A 14809-nucleotide genomic window follows, 5' to 3' on the forward strand; every position below is an offset into this window, starting at 1 on the left:
GGCCCACCAACCTGAGCGGTACCTGAGAACGGTTCCCCGACTTCAGGAAATACCCTGCACCGATTCACAGGTGATTCTAAGCTGACGCGGCGCCCGGGGAGGATGCCGGGCCGCGTCAGCGTGCCTCCTGCGTCCTGCCGGCACGCTTCGAACTCAGCGAACGGAATCGCATGTCCGCGAACAACTCGCGACCTCTCCACACCCGCTTCTTCACCGCCACCGCGGCCGCTGTGCTCGGCGCTGCCGTGCTGCTCGCCGGAACCGGTGGCGAGAGCGCCCAAGCGATCACCGCCCAGAACGTCTCGGCGCCCCTGACCCAGGCTGCCGCCCCGACCGGAGCGCAGGCCGCGGCCTACTCGGCCGCCGCGCGGACGCCGATCCAGATCCTCAAGGCCGCCCGCGCCAAGGCCAAGAAGGCCAAGACGGTGCGCGTCCAGGCCACGATCAAGGACCCGGGCGGCACCATCAAGCTGGACCTGCGGATCACGAAGGCGGGCAAGGCCACCGGGAGCCTCTCCACCCCCGGTGACGGCTCGATGAAGCTGATCCTGGTCAGCAAGAAGAAGGGCTACTTCAAGCCGGGCAAGGACATGCTCGAGCAGATCGCCGAGGGCGACGAGTCGGTGAAGGAGCAGCTGGCCGGGCGCTGGATCGAGTTCGGCCGGGGCGAGGGCCTGGACGACGCCTTCGAGCTGGCCTCGTGGAAGACCTACACCCAGGACGTGTTCACCCTGGCCGGGCCGCAGAGCGGTCTGGTCAAGGTCAAGGGCAAGAAGGTCAAGGGCTACAAGAAGACGATCGGCCTGAAGGAGCGGGGCATCCAGGGCACGCTCGTGATCGCCGCTGACGGCACGAACCGGCTGGCTGCCTACACGCACCCGGAAGGCCGCTTCACCTACACCGCCTGGAACGCGAAGGTCAAGATCAAGGCCCCGGCGAACCCGCTGAGCGCCTCCAGCATCTCCTGATCCATCCCCCTCGAAGACGCTCCCGGCCCTGCGGCCGGGGGCGTCTTCGCCTGTCCGGAAGGAGAACGAAAGTCCCTCTCCCGTAGGGTGCTTCGACCTCTCGAATCGTCAGCTAGAGTATCGGGTCCGGTAGGGCGATCGGTTCGGAAAGGACTCCGGTGACGACTGAAGAGGCCATTGAACTGCGCTTTGCCGTTCTGGGCCCGGTGCGTCTGTGGCGTGGTGGGCAGGAGATCGCAACCGGTTCGCCGCAGCAGCAGGCTGTGGTGGGCGCCCTGCTGCTGGCCCGGGGCCGTGCAGTCTCGATCACCGAACTGATCCGCGTGGTCTGGGGCGAGGAGCCGCCGGCCACCGCCCTGGGAACGGTGCGGACCTACATCTCCCGGATGCGGCGCCTCCTGGAAGGCACCAGCGCCCGGATCGATGCGGTCGCCGGTGGCTACGCGCTGCGCGACGAAGGCCTGCGGGTGGATGCCTGGGACGTCCAGTCCGCGCTGAACCAGGTCACGGGCAGCGCTGCCGACCCGATCCCCGTCCTGGCCGATGCCCTGGCCGCCTGGTCCGGCCCAGCCCTCGAAGGGGTACCGGGAACCTGGGCGCAGGCCCAGCGGGTGCGTCTCAACGACCTGCGCGTGGCCGCGACCGAAGCGCTGATCCGGTCCCGCTTACGAGAAGCAGGACCCAGCGCCCGGGAGGTCGACGACCTCACCGGCCTGGTCCAGGAGAACCCCCTGAACGAAGACCTCCGGGCGCTGCTGATGCTGGCCTTGCACCGCCAGGGGCGGCGCGCGCAGGCACTGGAGGTGTTCCACACCGGGCGGCATCTCCTGCGCGAAGAACTGGGACTCTCGCCGGGCCCGGCCCTGCACACGGCGCAGGAGCAGATCTTGCGGGACGACGAGAACGTCCCCGCGCGACCCCCCGCACGGCAAGTGACCTACCTGCCCGTGGTCCTGGCCGACTTCGTCGGGCGCCGACAAGAACTGGCCGAGCTGGAGTCGGCGCTGACCGGCCCGGGCGCGGTGGCGGGGATCGTGGGGATGGGCGGTTCGGGCCGCTCGTCGCTGGCCGTCCTTGCCGCCCACCGTCTGGCTCCGGGGTTCTCCGGCGGTCAGGTCTACGTGGATCTGGCCGGCCCCGGAGGACTGGACGGGGTGCTGGAACAGCTCCTGCGGCTCCTGGGGGCCGATCTCTCAGCCTTGCCCGGCCGGGAGGCCCGGGCGGCTGAGCTGAACACACTCGCGTCGGGCGAGCGGTTGCTGCTGCTCGTCGAGAATGTCAGCTCGCTCGAGCAGCTCCAGCTCCTTCGCCAGGCCCTTCCCTCAGCCGCCCTGTTGTTCACCTCGCTGCGGCAGGTGCACGGCATGGCCGACGTCACCTGGGTCCGGCTGCAGCCCCTGAGCCCCTCGGAGAGCCTCGAGCTCTTCGCCGCGGTCGCCGGGCCCGAGCGCGTGGCCCAGGAGACGCAGGCCTGCCGGGAGCTGGCGGCCCTCAGCGGTGGGTACGCGCTCGCGGTGCGGGTCTTCGCCCAGCGGGTACGGGACCTGCCCCGGTGGAACGTCTCGGCCATCACCCAGAACATGCGTGAAGAGATGGCCCACCCCTTCTCCTCCGGCCACGCGGACTGCGACCTGCTCGCGGCGCCGGTCGAGCGCACCTACAGCGTGCTGGACCCGGAAGCGGCGCGGATCATCCGGATGCTGGGGCTGCTGCCCGACCAGGAGTACTCCGCTGCCCGGATCGCCGACCTCCTGCGGATTCCGGTGCACCAGGTGTTCTTCGCGGCGGCCGCCTGCATCGACGTCTCGCTGCTCAGAGAGTGCGCCACCGAGCACCACTACCGCCTGAGCGACCCCGTCGTGCGCACCGTGATGATGCGCCTGGCCCATGCGACCGACGGGGCGCGGGAGGTGGCCCGGGTGCAGGCCGACCACGCGAGCGATCGGCTGTGCGCCCCGGCCTGAGCAACGGCCTACCCAGCCAGGTGGCGGAACCGGTCCCACTGCACCGGGGCCGGGCTGATCCCGCGCCGGTCCCGATAGCGGCGGGTCGCCTGCTTGTTCCTCCTGACCAGGCGCAGGAGGTCGAGCGGGGTGCGCAACCGCATGGGTTCCACAACCCGTTCGGGCACGAACAGCCGTCGTCCCGTCCCGTCTGTCTGCAGGCGCCCACGCACCAGGGCGTTGGCCTGTCCGGCCACGAGTTCGTCGTGGTGATGCATCAGCAGACTGCCCGGCCCGTCCAGGGCTTCGATACCGGCCGGGACGTCGACGCGGTATCCACCGGCCGGAGCGTCCGCAACGGCCTCCACGCGGAACAGCACCGGCGCCCCGGACCGGTCGCGGGCCCCCAGTACGGCCGAGGGAGCCTGGGCCAGGGCCTCGGCCCCGACCAGGCCTGTCGCTGACATGCTGGCCCGTTTCTGCGGTCGGAAGGCCGGCAGCGTGGTGACCGCTGTCGGCTCGACGTCGATCCGAAGCCGGACGAAGTACCAGTCCATCAGCCGGCGCATGGGCCCGCGCAGGTATGCGCGGTTGCCCGGCTGACGGGCGAAGACCATCGCCCAGTAGGCCTCCAGACCCTCCGGAGAGACCAGGACCGATTCCGGGCTGAGGGCCGAGCCGGACACCAGGACCTGCGGCGGCAGGTCCCGGCCACTGCCGGTCGGGTCGGAGAACAACAGAGCCACCCGGCCGTCCCGGCGCACGTTCACCGCCTTCTGGGCGAAGGCGAGGGTGGTGGTAATCACGAACGAGCCGTCCGGTTGCCGCAGGGTGAGGGTCGGCCAGGCCAGTGGCGTGCCGTCCGGCCCGAGAGTGGCGAACTCGCACGTGCGGTAGGCGTCGACGAGGGAGGAGACATCGGGGTCGAGGGAAATCACGGCGGCCTCGCCCTCAACCGGCGATCAGGACGTGGTTCACCCGGAACCGGTTCAGCGGGTCGTACTTGAGCTTGCACTCGAGCAACCGCTCGTGAACGGCCGGGGAATAGGCCTGCGCGATCTGCGCCGGGTCTGCATCGGCCGGGCTGAGGAAGTTCAGTACCGCCCCAGGATGCTTCCACGGCGCCAGGGCATCCAGAAGCGCGTCAAGAGGGCCCGCCATCGCCGCTGGATCCCCCGGAGCACCGGTTGCTCCCAACCACAGGGTGAACGGCGCGTCTCGATGGCCGATCGCATTGGCCACCTCGGGCTCTCGGCCGAGAGCCCCGCCCAGGCGGCGGATCTCGGCGACCAGGACGGGGGTGTCCACCCCTGCGCCCGCGGTCTCGACGAAGGCCTGGGCTGCCTCTGGCGGGAATCCGGTCAGCATGGTGGTGCGCTCGTAGGCCGGCAGCGGATCGACCGGATCATTGTGTACCACGGCATATTCGGTGTACGGACGCTCTTGCGCCAGATCAATGAGCGCCGGCGCCGCAGCCCGTACCGGCGCCAGCAGCGCCTCGCCCTCCTCGGCGGTACCCAGATGGGAAAAGCGCAGGTGCGCAATAACCTTTCCGCGCAAGGGCTCGGGTACGAACGGCGCCGGAGGCAGCCTCAGGAAAGCGAAGGAGACACTGACGCGGTCGTCCTCCAGACCGGCCAGACGGCGGAACTCGCTCAGGACGGGATCTGCCCGCTCGGCGTCGAAATAGAGGCCACCGCCGTAGAACCGAGGCACCGGCATCAGCGAGAACGTGAGCGAGACGACCACTCCGAAGTTGGACTTGCCCCCGCGCACGGCCCAGAACAGGTCGGGCTCGCTCTGCGCGGTCACCGTGCGCAGTTCGCCGTCCGCAGTGACGATGTCGAACGCACGCACGTGGTCGGCCGCCCAGCCGAAGCGACGCCCGAGCACCGGGCTGAGGCCACCACCGAGGGTGTAACCCACCACCCCCACGTTCAGGGCCGAACCGCTGACCGGCGCCAGGCCGAGAGCACCGGCCGCGGAGACCACCTCCTGCCACTCGACGCCCGCCCCCACGGTCGCCGTTCGCGCCTCCGGATCGATCTGCAGGCTCCTCAGCCGGCGCACGTTGATGAGTACAGCCTGGTCGGCTGTGCTCATCACACCGTGCCCCGTGGCCAGAACGGCCACCGGCAGGTTCTGGACGGCGGCGAAGCGCACGGCCGCCTGCACGTCGGCAGCATTGGTGGCGCCGACCGCCACCGCCGGCGTCTGCGGGAAACCCAGGTTCCAGGCAAAGGTCTCATCGCCGTACGACTGGTCAGCAGGAGTAGCTACGGGACCGGTCACCTGGCTGGTCAGAAGGTCCAGGGCGGCCGGGGGAATGATCACTGCGTCGTTCATGCCGATCAGCACAACAGGGTACGATCAACAAAACATGGACGAAGGTTGGACGCGGGCACCTGAAAACGTCGGTCTGGTGCGGGCCGCCGTTGATGCCTCAGCAAGGCGGCTATTCGTCCCCGCGCCCTGATCGCCCAGGGGACTGTGCGCTGAGCGCAGCCACAGCGACAAGTACCAGCCCACAACCGGACACGATGATCCACCCGGGGCGGGAGGCCGCCGCCAGGCCCGCCGCGTCGACATCGGCCACCAGACTCCCACCGACAGCTATCCCGATGGCCGCGCCCACCTGCCGGGCCGCCGATGTGGTTCCACCTGCCACACCCGCCCGTTCCTTCGGCAGACCGGTCACCGCGGTCGTCGTGAGCGGAGCGTTCGCGAAGCCGATCCCGATCCCGACCAGGGCCAGGGCGAGCAGGGCCCATCCGGTTCCTTCCCGGTCGCCGGCCAGGAGCAGACCCAGCCCGCCCACGGCGAGGAACCCGCCTGCCAGCAGCAAGGGCATTCGGGGCCCGCGCCGGCCCATCAGCGTCCCGGCGATGGGCGCGCAGATCGTGGCCCCCACTGCCAGAGGCAGCGTCGCCGCCCCGGCCCGTGCCGCCGACCAGCCCAGGGTCTCCTGTAGATACAAGGTGTTCAGGAACAGGGTCATGTTCAGTGCGACGAACACCGCCGCCGCGCCTACCACGGCGCCGGCGAACGCCGGCCTGCGGAACAGGGCCGGATCCATCAGTGGCTGCGGTCGGCGGGTCTCGACCTGGACGAAGGCGAGGACCAGGACCGCCAGGAGAAGGGGGCCCGCGATCAGCCCAGCGGTTGCGTGGTGCAGTCGCGGCATCTCGATCAGGAGTCCGACGCCCAGGCCGATCGACGTCATCAGCAGGACCTGGCCGGGCAGGTCGAGGCGGCGGTGCCGGTGACCTCGGGACTCCGGCACGACGAGCGCCACCAGAAGAAGAGCCGCGAGCACGATCGGGACCCCGGCCCAGAACACCGCCCGCCAGCCGAGCGCAGTGGTCAGCGCCCCACCCAGGACCGGCCCGGTAGCCATGCTGAGCCCGAAGACGGACGCCCAGATCCCGATCGCGCGGGCCCGTTCCCGCGGCTCGGGCATGGCGTTGACCACGATGGCCAGCGCCACCGGGCTGAGCATCGAGGCGCCCACACCCTGCAGTGCGCGCGCCGCGATCAGGACCTCCAGGGACGGGGCGAGCGCGCAGGCGAGAGAGGCGGCACCGAAGATCACCAGGCCGGTCCGGAACACCCGGCGGCGCCCGTACCGGTCGGCGAGCGAACCGGAGGTGATGAGCAGGCCGGCGAAGACGATCGTGTAGGCATCGACCGTCCACTGCAGCCCTCGGGTGTCCGTGCGCAGGTCACGGCCGATGTCCGGCAGGGCCACGTTGACGATGGTGGTGTCGAGGCCGATGAGGAACATGGCCGTTGCGCACACGGCCAGCACCGTCCAGCGCCGCCTCGTGCTGAGCGGCGGGGATACCGGGGAGACCTGCTGGGAAATGGTCACGAGTCACCGTCTGTCGGAGCGGATGAGGTGGCTCATCGTGCGAGCGAGGGTGAGGCCGTGGCGACGGAATTTGCGAGAACTGCAAAATGGTGGACGTGAGTGTGGAGGAGATCCTGGACGGCATCGGCGCACGGGTGCGTTCAGTACGGCAGAACCGGGGACTGACGCTGGAGTCGGTGGCCGAGCAGACGGGCCTGTCGGTGAGTACCCTCTCGCGCCTGGAGACCGGCCGCCGCCGGCCCACCCTCGACCTGCTCATCCCTCTGGCCCAGACGCTGCGCGTGGCCCTGGACCAGCTCGTCGCCGCACCCGCCACCGGCGACCCGCGCACGCACCTGACCCCGCAGCGCCGCGACCACGGCAGCGTCCTGGTGCCGCTGACCCGCTATCCCGGACGGGTACGCGTGTTCAAACAGGTTCTGGCGCCGCGTGAACCGCAGCTGGTCTCGCATGCCGGATACGAATGGCTCTACGTGCTCGCCGGACAGCTGCGCCTCATCGTCGGCGAACGTGAATTTCACCTGGTGCCGGGCGAGATGACGGAGTTCGACACGGCCGAGCCGCACTGGTTCGGTCCTGCGGACGGCACGGCCGTCGAGATCCTCCATCTCTTCGGGCCGTTCGGCGACCAGCCGGTCGTCCGGGCGGTCGGCCCAGTGATCGGCCCGGAGGAGACCGGCTCGTAGCGGGTTGGGCGGAGGTGGCGACCTGCGCCTGACCCGCTACGACAGGAGGCGGGACGGGCGCCGATCAGCTGCGGCCGAGCATCTCCGCGGTCAGGATCGTTCCGCCGAGGTTCCAGCCGCCCTCGACGACCTCGTCGACGAGCACGAGGGTGGTGGCCCGGGCGCGCTCGCCGTAGACCGAGACGTAGGCCTCGACCACCGCGTCGGAGAGTCTCTTCTTCGACTCCGGGGTGAGGGTGTCGGCGGGAACCTTGAGGTTGGCGAAGGGCATGGCTGTTCTCTTCTCTTTCTGGGGACGGGTTTTCAGAGTGCGGCGTTCGAGGGAAGCAGGCTCTCGAGGCCGACGCGGCGGTAGAACTCGGCGCGGATACGGTCGGCGACGGCCGAGACCACTTCGCTGCCGTCCCGGCTGGGGTCCACGTGGGTGCGGAAAGGCCTTTGGCCTGCGGGGAGATCGACCACGCGCACGATCTCGTCGGCGACGGACTGTACGTCGGCGTCGGCTGGGACCAGGGCGGCCAGGCGCTGGGGCAGGTCGCCCAGCAGTTCCCCGTACAGCGGCCCGTACGCTGCCTCGGTGGCCTGGTCCTCGGGGCGCCCGGCGTGGGCGAAGTGGTTCGTCCCGGAGGTGAAGGCTCCGGGAACCACGATCGTGGTGTCGATGCCGAAGCGGACGAGTTCGCCGGCGTAGCTTTCGGCCAGCGCGTCCATGGCGGCCTTGGCGGCGAAGTAGGGCGCCAGGAACGGGGGGTGCCCGCCGCGGGTGGAGGAGCTGCCCACCCAGACCAGCAGCCCCGATCCCTGTTCGCGCAGCAGCGGTAGGGCGGCCCGGTTGACCCGTTGGGTGCCCACGACGTTGACGTCGTAGAGGGCGGTCAGCTGCTCGGGGGTGAAGGCTTCAGCCGGTCCGCTGACCATGTGACCGGCGTTGTGCACGATGACGTCAAGACGGCCGTGCTGCCGGCTCACCTCGGCGAGGGCGGCGTCGGCGGACGCCTGGGACTGTACGTCCAGTTCGACCGCGCTCAGGCGCAGGCCCTCGACGGTGGCCAGTCGGGCCAGGTCGGCGACGACCGAAGCGTTGCGCTCGGTGGTGGCGCGCATCCCCGCGACGACGGTGTGCCCGGCACGGGCCAGGGACTGTGCGGTCAGGAGGCCGAAGCCGCTGGAAGCGCCCGTGATGAGGACGACCTGGGGGGAGTCGGTCATGATGCACTCCGATCTGGCTGTATCGACGGTACGACTGGTTCGTTCCTTTGATACGAAGACCGTAGCACGATTCTGGATCGACGGTAGTCGCGAGCCGTATCGTCGATACGAGGACTGCTCAGCGGATCGAGGCCAGCACGGCGTCGCCCAGCGCGGTGCTCCGCGCCAGCAGGTCGTAGGGCAGGTCGAAGTGGTTGCGGCCGGGCACCACCAGGTGGGTCGCCGGATTCACTGCGCGGGCCATGTCCTGATGCTGGCGGGCGTATTCGTCGGTCTCGTTCAGGCCTCGCGCCATGATCACCCAAGGCCGGTCGGCGTGGAGGTGCCGGATCGGGCTCAGGGCGTGGGCGGTCGCGGCGTCGAGGCGCAGGGCGTCGTTGACGTAGCTGTGGCGCACCGGTTCCAGGTCGTACATGCCGCTCAGCAGCACGCACCCGGCGGCGGGCGTGGCGCGGGTGAGGACGGCGGCCGCGACGAGGTGGGCACCGGCTGAGGATCCGGCCACGTGGATCCGTCCGGGGTCGAAGCCCAGGGCCGCGGCGTTCTCGTGCAGCCAGGTCAGGCCGCGTTCGATGGAGGTCACCATGTTCGGCAGGGGAGTGCCGGGGGCCAGGCCGTAGCCGAGCGCGGCGAACGCGACGCCGGCCCGGTGTGCGTCCGGGGCGATGAAGGCCGAGTCCTTGCGGCTGAGGGCCTGCCAGTTGCCGCCGTGCACGTAGACCATCAGGGCACAGTCAGTGCCCGGCCCGGGAAAGAGGTCGAGCCGCTCGGCCGGGTCCGGGCCGTAGGGCAGGTCGGCTCGGTGATCGAGGGAGATCCGGGCCCGGCGGCTGCGTTCGGCGTATTCGTCGAGATAGGTGGTCAGGGATTCGATGCGACTGCTGGGCGAGTACTGCTCGTCGAGTTCCGTCTGCGAATAGCTCTGCCAGGAGGCCATGCTCGGACCCTACGCCAGGGTAGACCCGGGTTCTTGAGCGGAAGCCCGTACTCACACAGGTGAGAGCCGCGCGTCGGGGCTCACAAGCGTCCTAAATTTTCTGCCGCTGATAGACCAGGGCCGCTGCCGCGACGATGACCGGAATGACGAGATGCCAGCCGGCCGAGGGAGTCACGGCCAGGATGAGTACGAATCCGATCGCAGGAAGGATCTTCTGACGGCCGGGGAGCAGCCGGATCGCAGCGGCCGTCGCCACCAGGTAAGTGGTGAGCGCGAGCGTCGAGGGGATGTACACGAAAGTGCTGGTGCCCCAGCCGAAAGCTGCCGATCCGGCCAGCCCCGCGGCGCCGATCCCGGCCACAGCGAGCACGCCGACGTCGGGGGCACCCCGGCGGTTGACCCGGGCCAGGGCCCGAGGCGCAAGTCCGTCGCGGCCCAGAGCGAAGCCCAGGCGCGAGATGGAAGCCACGAATGCGGTGGTGGTTCCCCAGCAGATGACGGTGGCGGCGAGGGCCAGAGCGACCGCCGGGGAGAGACCGAAGCGGCCGCTGACCACCCTGGCCAGGGAGACGTTGTCGAGCTCGGGGGAGCCGTAACTGCTCGTGCCCACCACGGCCACGGCGACCCCGAGATACAGCACCGCGACGACGAACAGCGTGATCAGCGTGGCCAGGTGCAAAGTGCGCTGCGGGTCCCGGAACTCGGCGGACAGGTGCGAAATGGCCTCCCAGCCGGAGAATGCGAAGAAGAGGATGACCACCGCGACGCCGATCCCGCCGACTCCGTGGGGTGCGAAGGGGGTGTAGGCGTCCCACCGCAGTTGCGGTACGGCTGCGACGATGGCCATCGTCAGCAGAACGCAGACTCCCGCGGAGAGCAGCACCTGGATCCGGCTGCCGATCTGGGTTCCGGCCAGAGTGATCACCACTGCGGCGCCCAGGATCAGGGCGCCGAAGGCAGGTGCGGCCGAGGTGGGCAGGCCGGTCGCGTCGGTGATGTAGTACCCCGCCGTCAGCGGGACGATGGTCTGGCCGACAGAACCGGCGATGAAGTACCACCAGCCCGACACCGCACCGGCCGCCCGGCCGAAAGCGGCTGCGGCGTAGACGGCGATACCGCCGGCGTCCGGATAGACCGAGGCCAGGCGGGCGAAGGTGAAAGCCAGCGGCACCGACAGGACGATGCTGAAGACCCAGGCCAGGAGGGAGGCCGGGCCGGCGAGCGAGGCGACCTGCCCGGGCAGTACCAGGACGCCGGCGCCCAAAATCGCGCACACGTACAGCGCCGTTCCCTGCCAGAGGCCGATCGTTCTCGCCGGGGTCGCGGTGAGGGTCATACCGCTATTACGTCCTACCGCCGCCACGACCAACAGTGGCATGATCGCCATGATGCGAAAGAAACGTGACAACCATCGGGTGGCGGTGGCGGTGATGGCGGGCGCGCCCCTGTTCGAGCTGGCGGTGCCGTGCGAAGTCTTCGGGCTGCCGCGGCCGGACCTGATCGATCCGCCCTACGAGTTCCTGCTCTGCGCCTCCGGACCCGACGTGGCCGTGGGCTTCGGTTTCCACGTGCCCCGGACGTCCGGCCTGGAGGATCTGATCCAGGCCGACACCGTCATCGTGCCCGCCTGCGCCGACGTGACGCAGACACCGCCGGCCGATCTGGTCGCCGCCCTACGGCTGGCGCACGAACGCGGCGCCCGCATCGTGGGGCTCTGCTCGGGGGCGTTCGCTCTGGCCGAGGCCGGCCTGCTCGACGACGGAAAGTCCACCACGCACTGGATGTACGCGGGGGAACTGGCCCGCCGCTACCCGAAGGTCGACGTCGATCCGGCCGTGCTCTACACCGCCGAGGGCACGGTGTTCACCTCCGCGGGGACGGCCGCGGCCATCGACCTCTGCCTGGAACTGGTGCGCCGTGACCGGGGCGCCGCGGTGGTGAACGAACTGGCCCGTCGCCTCGTCGTTCCACCGCACCGCAGCGCCGACCAGGCCCAGTTCGTGCCCGTACCGGTGCCCGAGAACCCGGGAACCGGCCTGGGACCCGTCGTCGAATGGGCCCGGGCCCACCTGGACCAGCAGATCACCCTGGCCGACCTCGCCGCCCAGGCCAGCGTCAGCCCCCGCACCCTGATCCGCCGGTTCGAGCGGGAGTACGCACTCACCCCCCACCGCTGGCTGCAGATCGAGCGCCTGCGCCGGGCCCAGCACCTGCTCGAGAGCACCACCCTGTCGATCGACCAGGTGGCCGGGCGCAGCGGCTTCGGTACCGCGACGAGTCTGCGCCAGGCCTTCGCCCGGCACCTGCACACGTCGCCGCACGCCTACCGGGAGGTGTTCCGGCTCGAACACGACTGACGGCGGGCTGAATCACTGGGGAGGGATGTTCTGGTACTTCTTCAGCCACTCGACGCCGCGCCGGGCATCGCGGATCTGGAACGGCATGGACGCGCACATTCCGACGATCCCGATCACGATCAGGACGTCCCAGGCCTCCAACTCGCCGGTCAGCAGATTCCAGGTCCACAGCAGAAGGAAGAACGGCACGATCCACAGCAGTCGGCGCTGGCGCACCAACCCCTGAGCCGTGTTGACGGCGACCTCGTGGTCCTGCGCCTCGACCGGATGCCCAGCCTTGACCGCCTTCACGATGGCCTTGCGCCGGTCCTTGTCCACTCCCAGCAGCAGGGAGGGTTGAGCCCAGGCGCTACCCCGTCGGCGCTGCCACACGACGAGCCCCAGCGGGATCAACGCAGGCACGGTCACGGCAAGGGACAGCACGACCCAGAACAGGGGTGAGGAGTCGCCGTCGGAAAGGACGAAAAGAACGCCGTACATGAGCGGGGTCAGGACGATGAAGGCGAGCGCCAGGATGCGCAGCCGTCGGTTCTGCCTGCGCCAGGCCCGAAGCGCCTCATCGGTCTCAGCCATGCGAATGATCTTCACCCAGTGCGCGGATGGCCGCATTTCGGGCAGAGTGCGCGGGGGACTCGCGTCGTCGTTGACTGCGTGTCCGAGACTGGGGTTGGCTACAGGGGCGCCCCGGCTCGAGGCGTTGCCGCAGTGCTCGAAGCTGAGAAGAGGTTTCCGGTTTGAAGCTCTCAGGTGTCGGTGTGTGGGACGGGTGGCTGCGCTACGGCGACCCGCAGGAGGTGGCGCAGGCTGCGGCCGAGCTGGAGAGCCTGGGCTACAGCGCGCTGTGGATCCCGGACACCGGCGGGCCGGTCTTCGACGCCGTGCGTAACCTCCTGGCGGCGACGAACGAGATCGTGGTCGCCACCGGCATTCTCAACCTCTGGATGCACGAGCCCGCGGCCGCGGCCGCCGCCCACGCGGAACTGACGAGCACCTACGGGCAGCGGTTCCTGATGGGGATCGGCGTGAGTCATGCCCCGATCGTGGACAAGGCCGAAGCCGGCCGATATCAGAAGCCGCTGGCCGCCACGGCGGCGTTCCTCGACGGCATCGACCAGGCGCAGCCGCCGGTTCCGCAGGAGTCCCGGGTCCTGGCCGCGCTGGGTCCGAAGATGCTGGAGCTGGCCCGGCGCCGCACCGCCGGGGTGCACCCCTACCTGGTGACGCCCGAGCACACCCGGATCGCCCGCGAGGCGCTGGGCGAGGGGCCGCTGGTGCTGCCCGAGCAGACGGTCGTTCTCGCGGGTTCGCGGCCGGAGGCCCGGGAGATCGGCACCGGCTGGATCAAGGGCTACTTCCAGCTGCCCAACTACACCAACAACCTGCTGCGCCTGGGCTTCTCGCAGGACGACATCGACACGGTCAGCGACCGGGTGTTCGATGCGCTGATCGCCTGGGGCGACGAGAGCGCGATCCGGACCCGGATCGCCGAACACCGCGCCGCCGGTGCCGATCACGTGACCGTGCAGGTGCTGACCGCCGAGGGCGTGGCCGATCCGCGCGAGCAGTGGCGTCGTCTGGCCCCGGCCCTGGTGTAGGCGCTCGGGGCAGGCTCAGCCGGTGAAGGTGAGCACCAGCAGAACCAGATTGAGGACGACGATGAGGACGCACGCTGCCCCCGCGGCGACGATGGTGGCGGGTTTGTTGCGGGCCTCGCCCATCACCGAGCGCCGAGAAGTCAGGACGAGCAAGGGGATCAGGGCGAAGGGGATGCCGAACGACAGGACCACCTGGGAGTAGATCAGGGCGGTGGTGGGGTCGGCTCCCACGGCCAGGATCGTCAGGGCGGGAATCGCCGTGACCAGACGCCGGACCAGCACCGGGATCTGCCGGTGCAGCAACCCACCCATGATCACCGAGCCGGCGTAGGAACCGACTGCGGTGGAGGCCAGTCCGGAGAACAGCAGAGCCACGGCGAAGCACAGGGCCGCCACCGGACCCAGGGTGTCGCCGATGGCCTCGTGCACGCCCTCGATCGAGCTCACCCCGTCCATGCCGTTCAGTGCGCCCGCCCCGATCAGCAACAGGGACAGGTTCACCGCCCCGGCGGCCAGCAGGGCCACCCCGACGTCGGTGCGAGTTGCCGCCAGAAGCCTGGGCAACCGGTCGGTCTCGACGCGACCGTGTCGTTCGCTGGCCAGGGCGGAGTGGGCGTAGATGGCGTGCGGCATGACCGTCGCCCCCAGCATCCCGACCGCCAGCAGCAGGCTTTCCTGCCCCTGCAGCCGGGGTACCAGCCCGCTGGCCAGGTCACCCGCGGCCGGCAGGTCGAACAGCAGCCCGGCGATGAACCCGGCGAACACCACACCGAGCATGACCACCACGACGCGCCCGAAACCCGCCCGCCCGAAGGCCAGGACGATCATCGAGACGGTCGTGGTGATCAGGGCTCCGGGCAGCAGCGGGATCCCGAACAGCAGGTTCAGGGCCAGCGCCCCGCCGACGATCTCGGCCAGGTCGGTGGCCATCGCCACCAGTTCGGCCTGCCCCCAGTAGGCCAGCCGCGCCGGGGCGGGCAGCCGCTCACGCAGGAGCTGCGGGAGCGACTGCCCGGTGACGATGCCGAGCTTGGCCGAGAGGAACTGCAGCAGGGCGGCGATCAGGTTCGCCCCGACGATCACCCAGACCAGCAGGTACCCGAACTGGGCGCCGGCCGAGGTGTTGGTGGCCACGTTGCCGGGATCGACGTAGGCCGCCGAGGCGACCAGGGCCGGGCCCATCAGCAGAGCGATCCCCCGCCAGCGGGTGACCCGCGAGCCCACCTCGACGCCGGCGCTCATC

General features: G+C 70.0%; 14 protein-coding genes. 5 read left to right on the forward strand and 9 right to left on the reverse strand.

The window, feature by feature from the left end; translation table 11 throughout:
• Positions 1 to 170 precede the first annotated feature (170 nt).
• Both LWF15_RS20920 and LWF15_RS20925 read left to right on the forward strand, forming a co-directional pair.
• The gene (locus tag LWF15_RS20920) at positions 171 to 968 is read left to right on the forward strand and encodes a hypothetical protein (protein ID WP_232812564.1); all 798 of its coding nucleotides are present in this window, start codon (positions 171 to 173) and stop codon (positions 966 to 968) included.
• 158 nt (positions 969 to 1126) lie between these two features.
• Positions 1127 to 2932, forward strand: coding sequence for an AfsR/SARP family transcriptional regulator (locus LWF15_RS20925; protein WP_232812565.1), 1806 nt, complete (start codon positions 1127 to 1129; stop codon positions 2930 to 2932).
• Between the two features lie 8 nt (positions 2933 to 2940).
• On the opposite strand, the gene LWF15_RS20930 is transcribed toward LWF15_RS20925, so the two are convergent.
• From LWF15_RS20930 to LWF15_RS20940, 3 genes are all read right to left on the reverse strand, one after another.
• A complete protein-coding gene (locus tag LWF15_RS20930; RefSeq protein ID WP_232812566.1) occupies positions 2941 to 3849 on the reverse strand; it encodes a pyridoxamine 5'-phosphate oxidase family protein in 909 nt (302 codons plus the stop codon).
• Positions 3850 to 3862: 13 nt separating this feature from the next.
• Positions 3863 to 5257, reverse strand: a complete 1395-nt coding sequence (locus tag LWF15_RS20935; protein WP_232812567.1) for an FAD-binding oxidoreductase — start codon at positions 5255 to 5257, stop codon at positions 3863 to 3865.
• Positions 5258 to 5366: 109 nt separating this feature from the next.
• Positions 5367 to 6782, reverse strand: coding sequence for an MFS transporter (locus LWF15_RS20940; RefSeq protein ID WP_232812568.1), 1416 nt, complete (start codon positions 6780 to 6782; stop codon positions 5367 to 5369).
• A gap of 86 nt (positions 6783 to 6868) precedes the next feature.
• Here LWF15_RS20940 and LWF15_RS20945 point away from each other — a divergent pair, with 86 nt between their 5' ends.
• Complete coding sequence (locus LWF15_RS20945; protein ID WP_408623678.1) at positions 6869 to 7468, forward strand: helix-turn-helix domain-containing protein; 600 nt, start codon at positions 6869 to 6871, stop codon at positions 7466 to 7468.
• Positions 7469 to 7532: 64 nt separating this feature from the next.
• Here LWF15_RS20945 and LWF15_RS20950 read toward each other — a convergent pair whose 3' ends face one another.
• The 4 genes from LWF15_RS20950 to LWF15_RS20965 form a co-directional block, all read right to left on the reverse strand.
• Positions 7533 to 7739, reverse strand: a complete 207-nt coding sequence (locus tag LWF15_RS20950) for a tautomerase family protein (RefSeq protein ID WP_232812570.1) — start codon at positions 7737 to 7739, stop codon at positions 7533 to 7535.
• A gap of 32 nt (positions 7740 to 7771) precedes the next feature.
• The gene (locus tag LWF15_RS20955) at positions 7772 to 8677 is read right to left on the reverse strand and encodes an SDR family oxidoreductase (protein WP_232812571.1); all 906 of its coding nucleotides are present in this window, start codon (positions 8675 to 8677) and stop codon (positions 7772 to 7774) included.
• A 118-nt stretch (positions 8678 to 8795) separates the two neighbouring features.
• On the reverse strand, positions 8796 to 9614 hold the full coding sequence (locus LWF15_RS20960) for an alpha/beta hydrolase (protein ID WP_232812572.1): 819 nt from the start codon (positions 9612 to 9614) through the stop codon (positions 8796 to 8798).
• A 91-nt stretch (positions 9615 to 9705) separates the two neighbouring features.
• Positions 9706 to 10992: an APC family permease gene (locus LWF15_RS20965; RefSeq protein ID WP_232812573.1), complete on the reverse strand. Its 1287-nt coding sequence runs from the start codon at positions 10990 to 10992 to the stop codon at positions 9706 to 9708.
• A gap of 10 nt (positions 10993 to 11002) precedes the next feature.
• Between LWF15_RS20965 and LWF15_RS20970 the strand changes: the two genes are divergently transcribed.
• Positions 11003 to 11971: a helix-turn-helix domain-containing protein gene (locus LWF15_RS20970; protein ID WP_232812574.1), complete on the forward strand. Its 969-nt coding sequence runs from the start codon at positions 11003 to 11005 to the stop codon at positions 11969 to 11971.
• Positions 11972 to 11983: 12 nt separating this feature from the next.
• Here the strand turns inward: LWF15_RS20970 and LWF15_RS20975 are convergent, their stop codons facing one another.
• Positions 11984 to 12544, reverse strand: a complete 561-nt coding sequence (locus LWF15_RS20975) for a hypothetical protein (RefSeq protein ID WP_232812575.1) — start codon at positions 12542 to 12544, stop codon at positions 11984 to 11986.
• A gap of 161 nt (positions 12545 to 12705) precedes the next feature.
• On the opposite strand from LWF15_RS20975, the gene LWF15_RS20980 reads away from it, so the two are divergent.
• A complete protein-coding gene (locus LWF15_RS20980; protein WP_232812576.1) occupies positions 12706 to 13566 on the forward strand; it encodes an LLM class F420-dependent oxidoreductase in 861 nt (286 codons plus the stop codon).
• A gap of 15 nt (positions 13567 to 13581) precedes the next feature.
• On the opposite strand, the gene LWF15_RS20985 is transcribed toward LWF15_RS20980, so the two are convergent.
• Positions 13582 to 14808: an Nramp family divalent metal transporter gene (locus LWF15_RS20985; protein WP_232812577.1), complete on the reverse strand. Its 1227-nt coding sequence runs from the start codon at positions 14806 to 14808 to the stop codon at positions 13582 to 13584.
• Position 14809 lies beyond the last annotated feature (1 nt).

Origin of the sequence: Kineosporia rhizophila, assembly GCF_021277265.1 — a bacterium.
GTDB lineage: Bacteria > Actinomycetota > Actinomycetes > Actinomycetales > Kineosporiaceae > Kineosporia > Kineosporia rhizophila.

Coding starts and splice junctions, on each gene's coding strand:
- LWF15_RS20920 (WP_232812564.1), top strand. CDS start 171: ATGTCCGCGAACAACTCGCGACCTCTCCACACCCGCTTCTTCACCGCC.
- LWF15_RS20935 (WP_232812567.1), bottom strand. CDS start 5,257: ATGAACGACGCAGTGATCATTCCCCCGGCCGCCCTGGACCTTCTGACC.
- LWF15_RS20945 (WP_408623678.1), top strand. CDS start 6,869: ATGGTGGACGTGAGTGTGGAGGAGATCCTGGACGGCATCGGCGCACGG.
- LWF15_RS20950 (WP_232812570.1), bottom strand. CDS start 7,739: ATGCCCTTCGCCAACCTCAAGGTTCCCGCCGACACCCTCACCCCGGAG.
- LWF15_RS20955 (WP_232812571.1), bottom strand. CDS start 8,677: ATGACCGACTCCCCCCAGGTCGTCCTCATCACGGGCGCTTCCAGCGGC.
- LWF15_RS20960 (WP_232812572.1), bottom strand. CDS start 9,614: ATGGCCTCCTGGCAGAGCTATTCGCAGACGGAACTCGACGAGCAGTAC.
- LWF15_RS20965 (WP_232812573.1), bottom strand. CDS start 10,992: ATGCCACTGTTGGTCGTGGCGGCGGTAGGACGTAATAGCGGTATGACC.
- LWF15_RS20970 (WP_232812574.1), top strand. CDS start 11,003: ATGCGAAAGAAACGTGACAACCATCGGGTGGCGGTGGCGGTGATGGCG.
- LWF15_RS20975 (WP_232812575.1), bottom strand. CDS start 12,544: ATGGCTGAGACCGATGAGGCGCTTCGGGCCTGGCGCAGGCAGAACCGA.
- LWF15_RS20985 (WP_232812577.1), bottom strand. CDS start 14,808: ATGAGCGCCGGCGTCGAGGTGGGCTCGCGGGTCACCCGCTGGCGGGGG.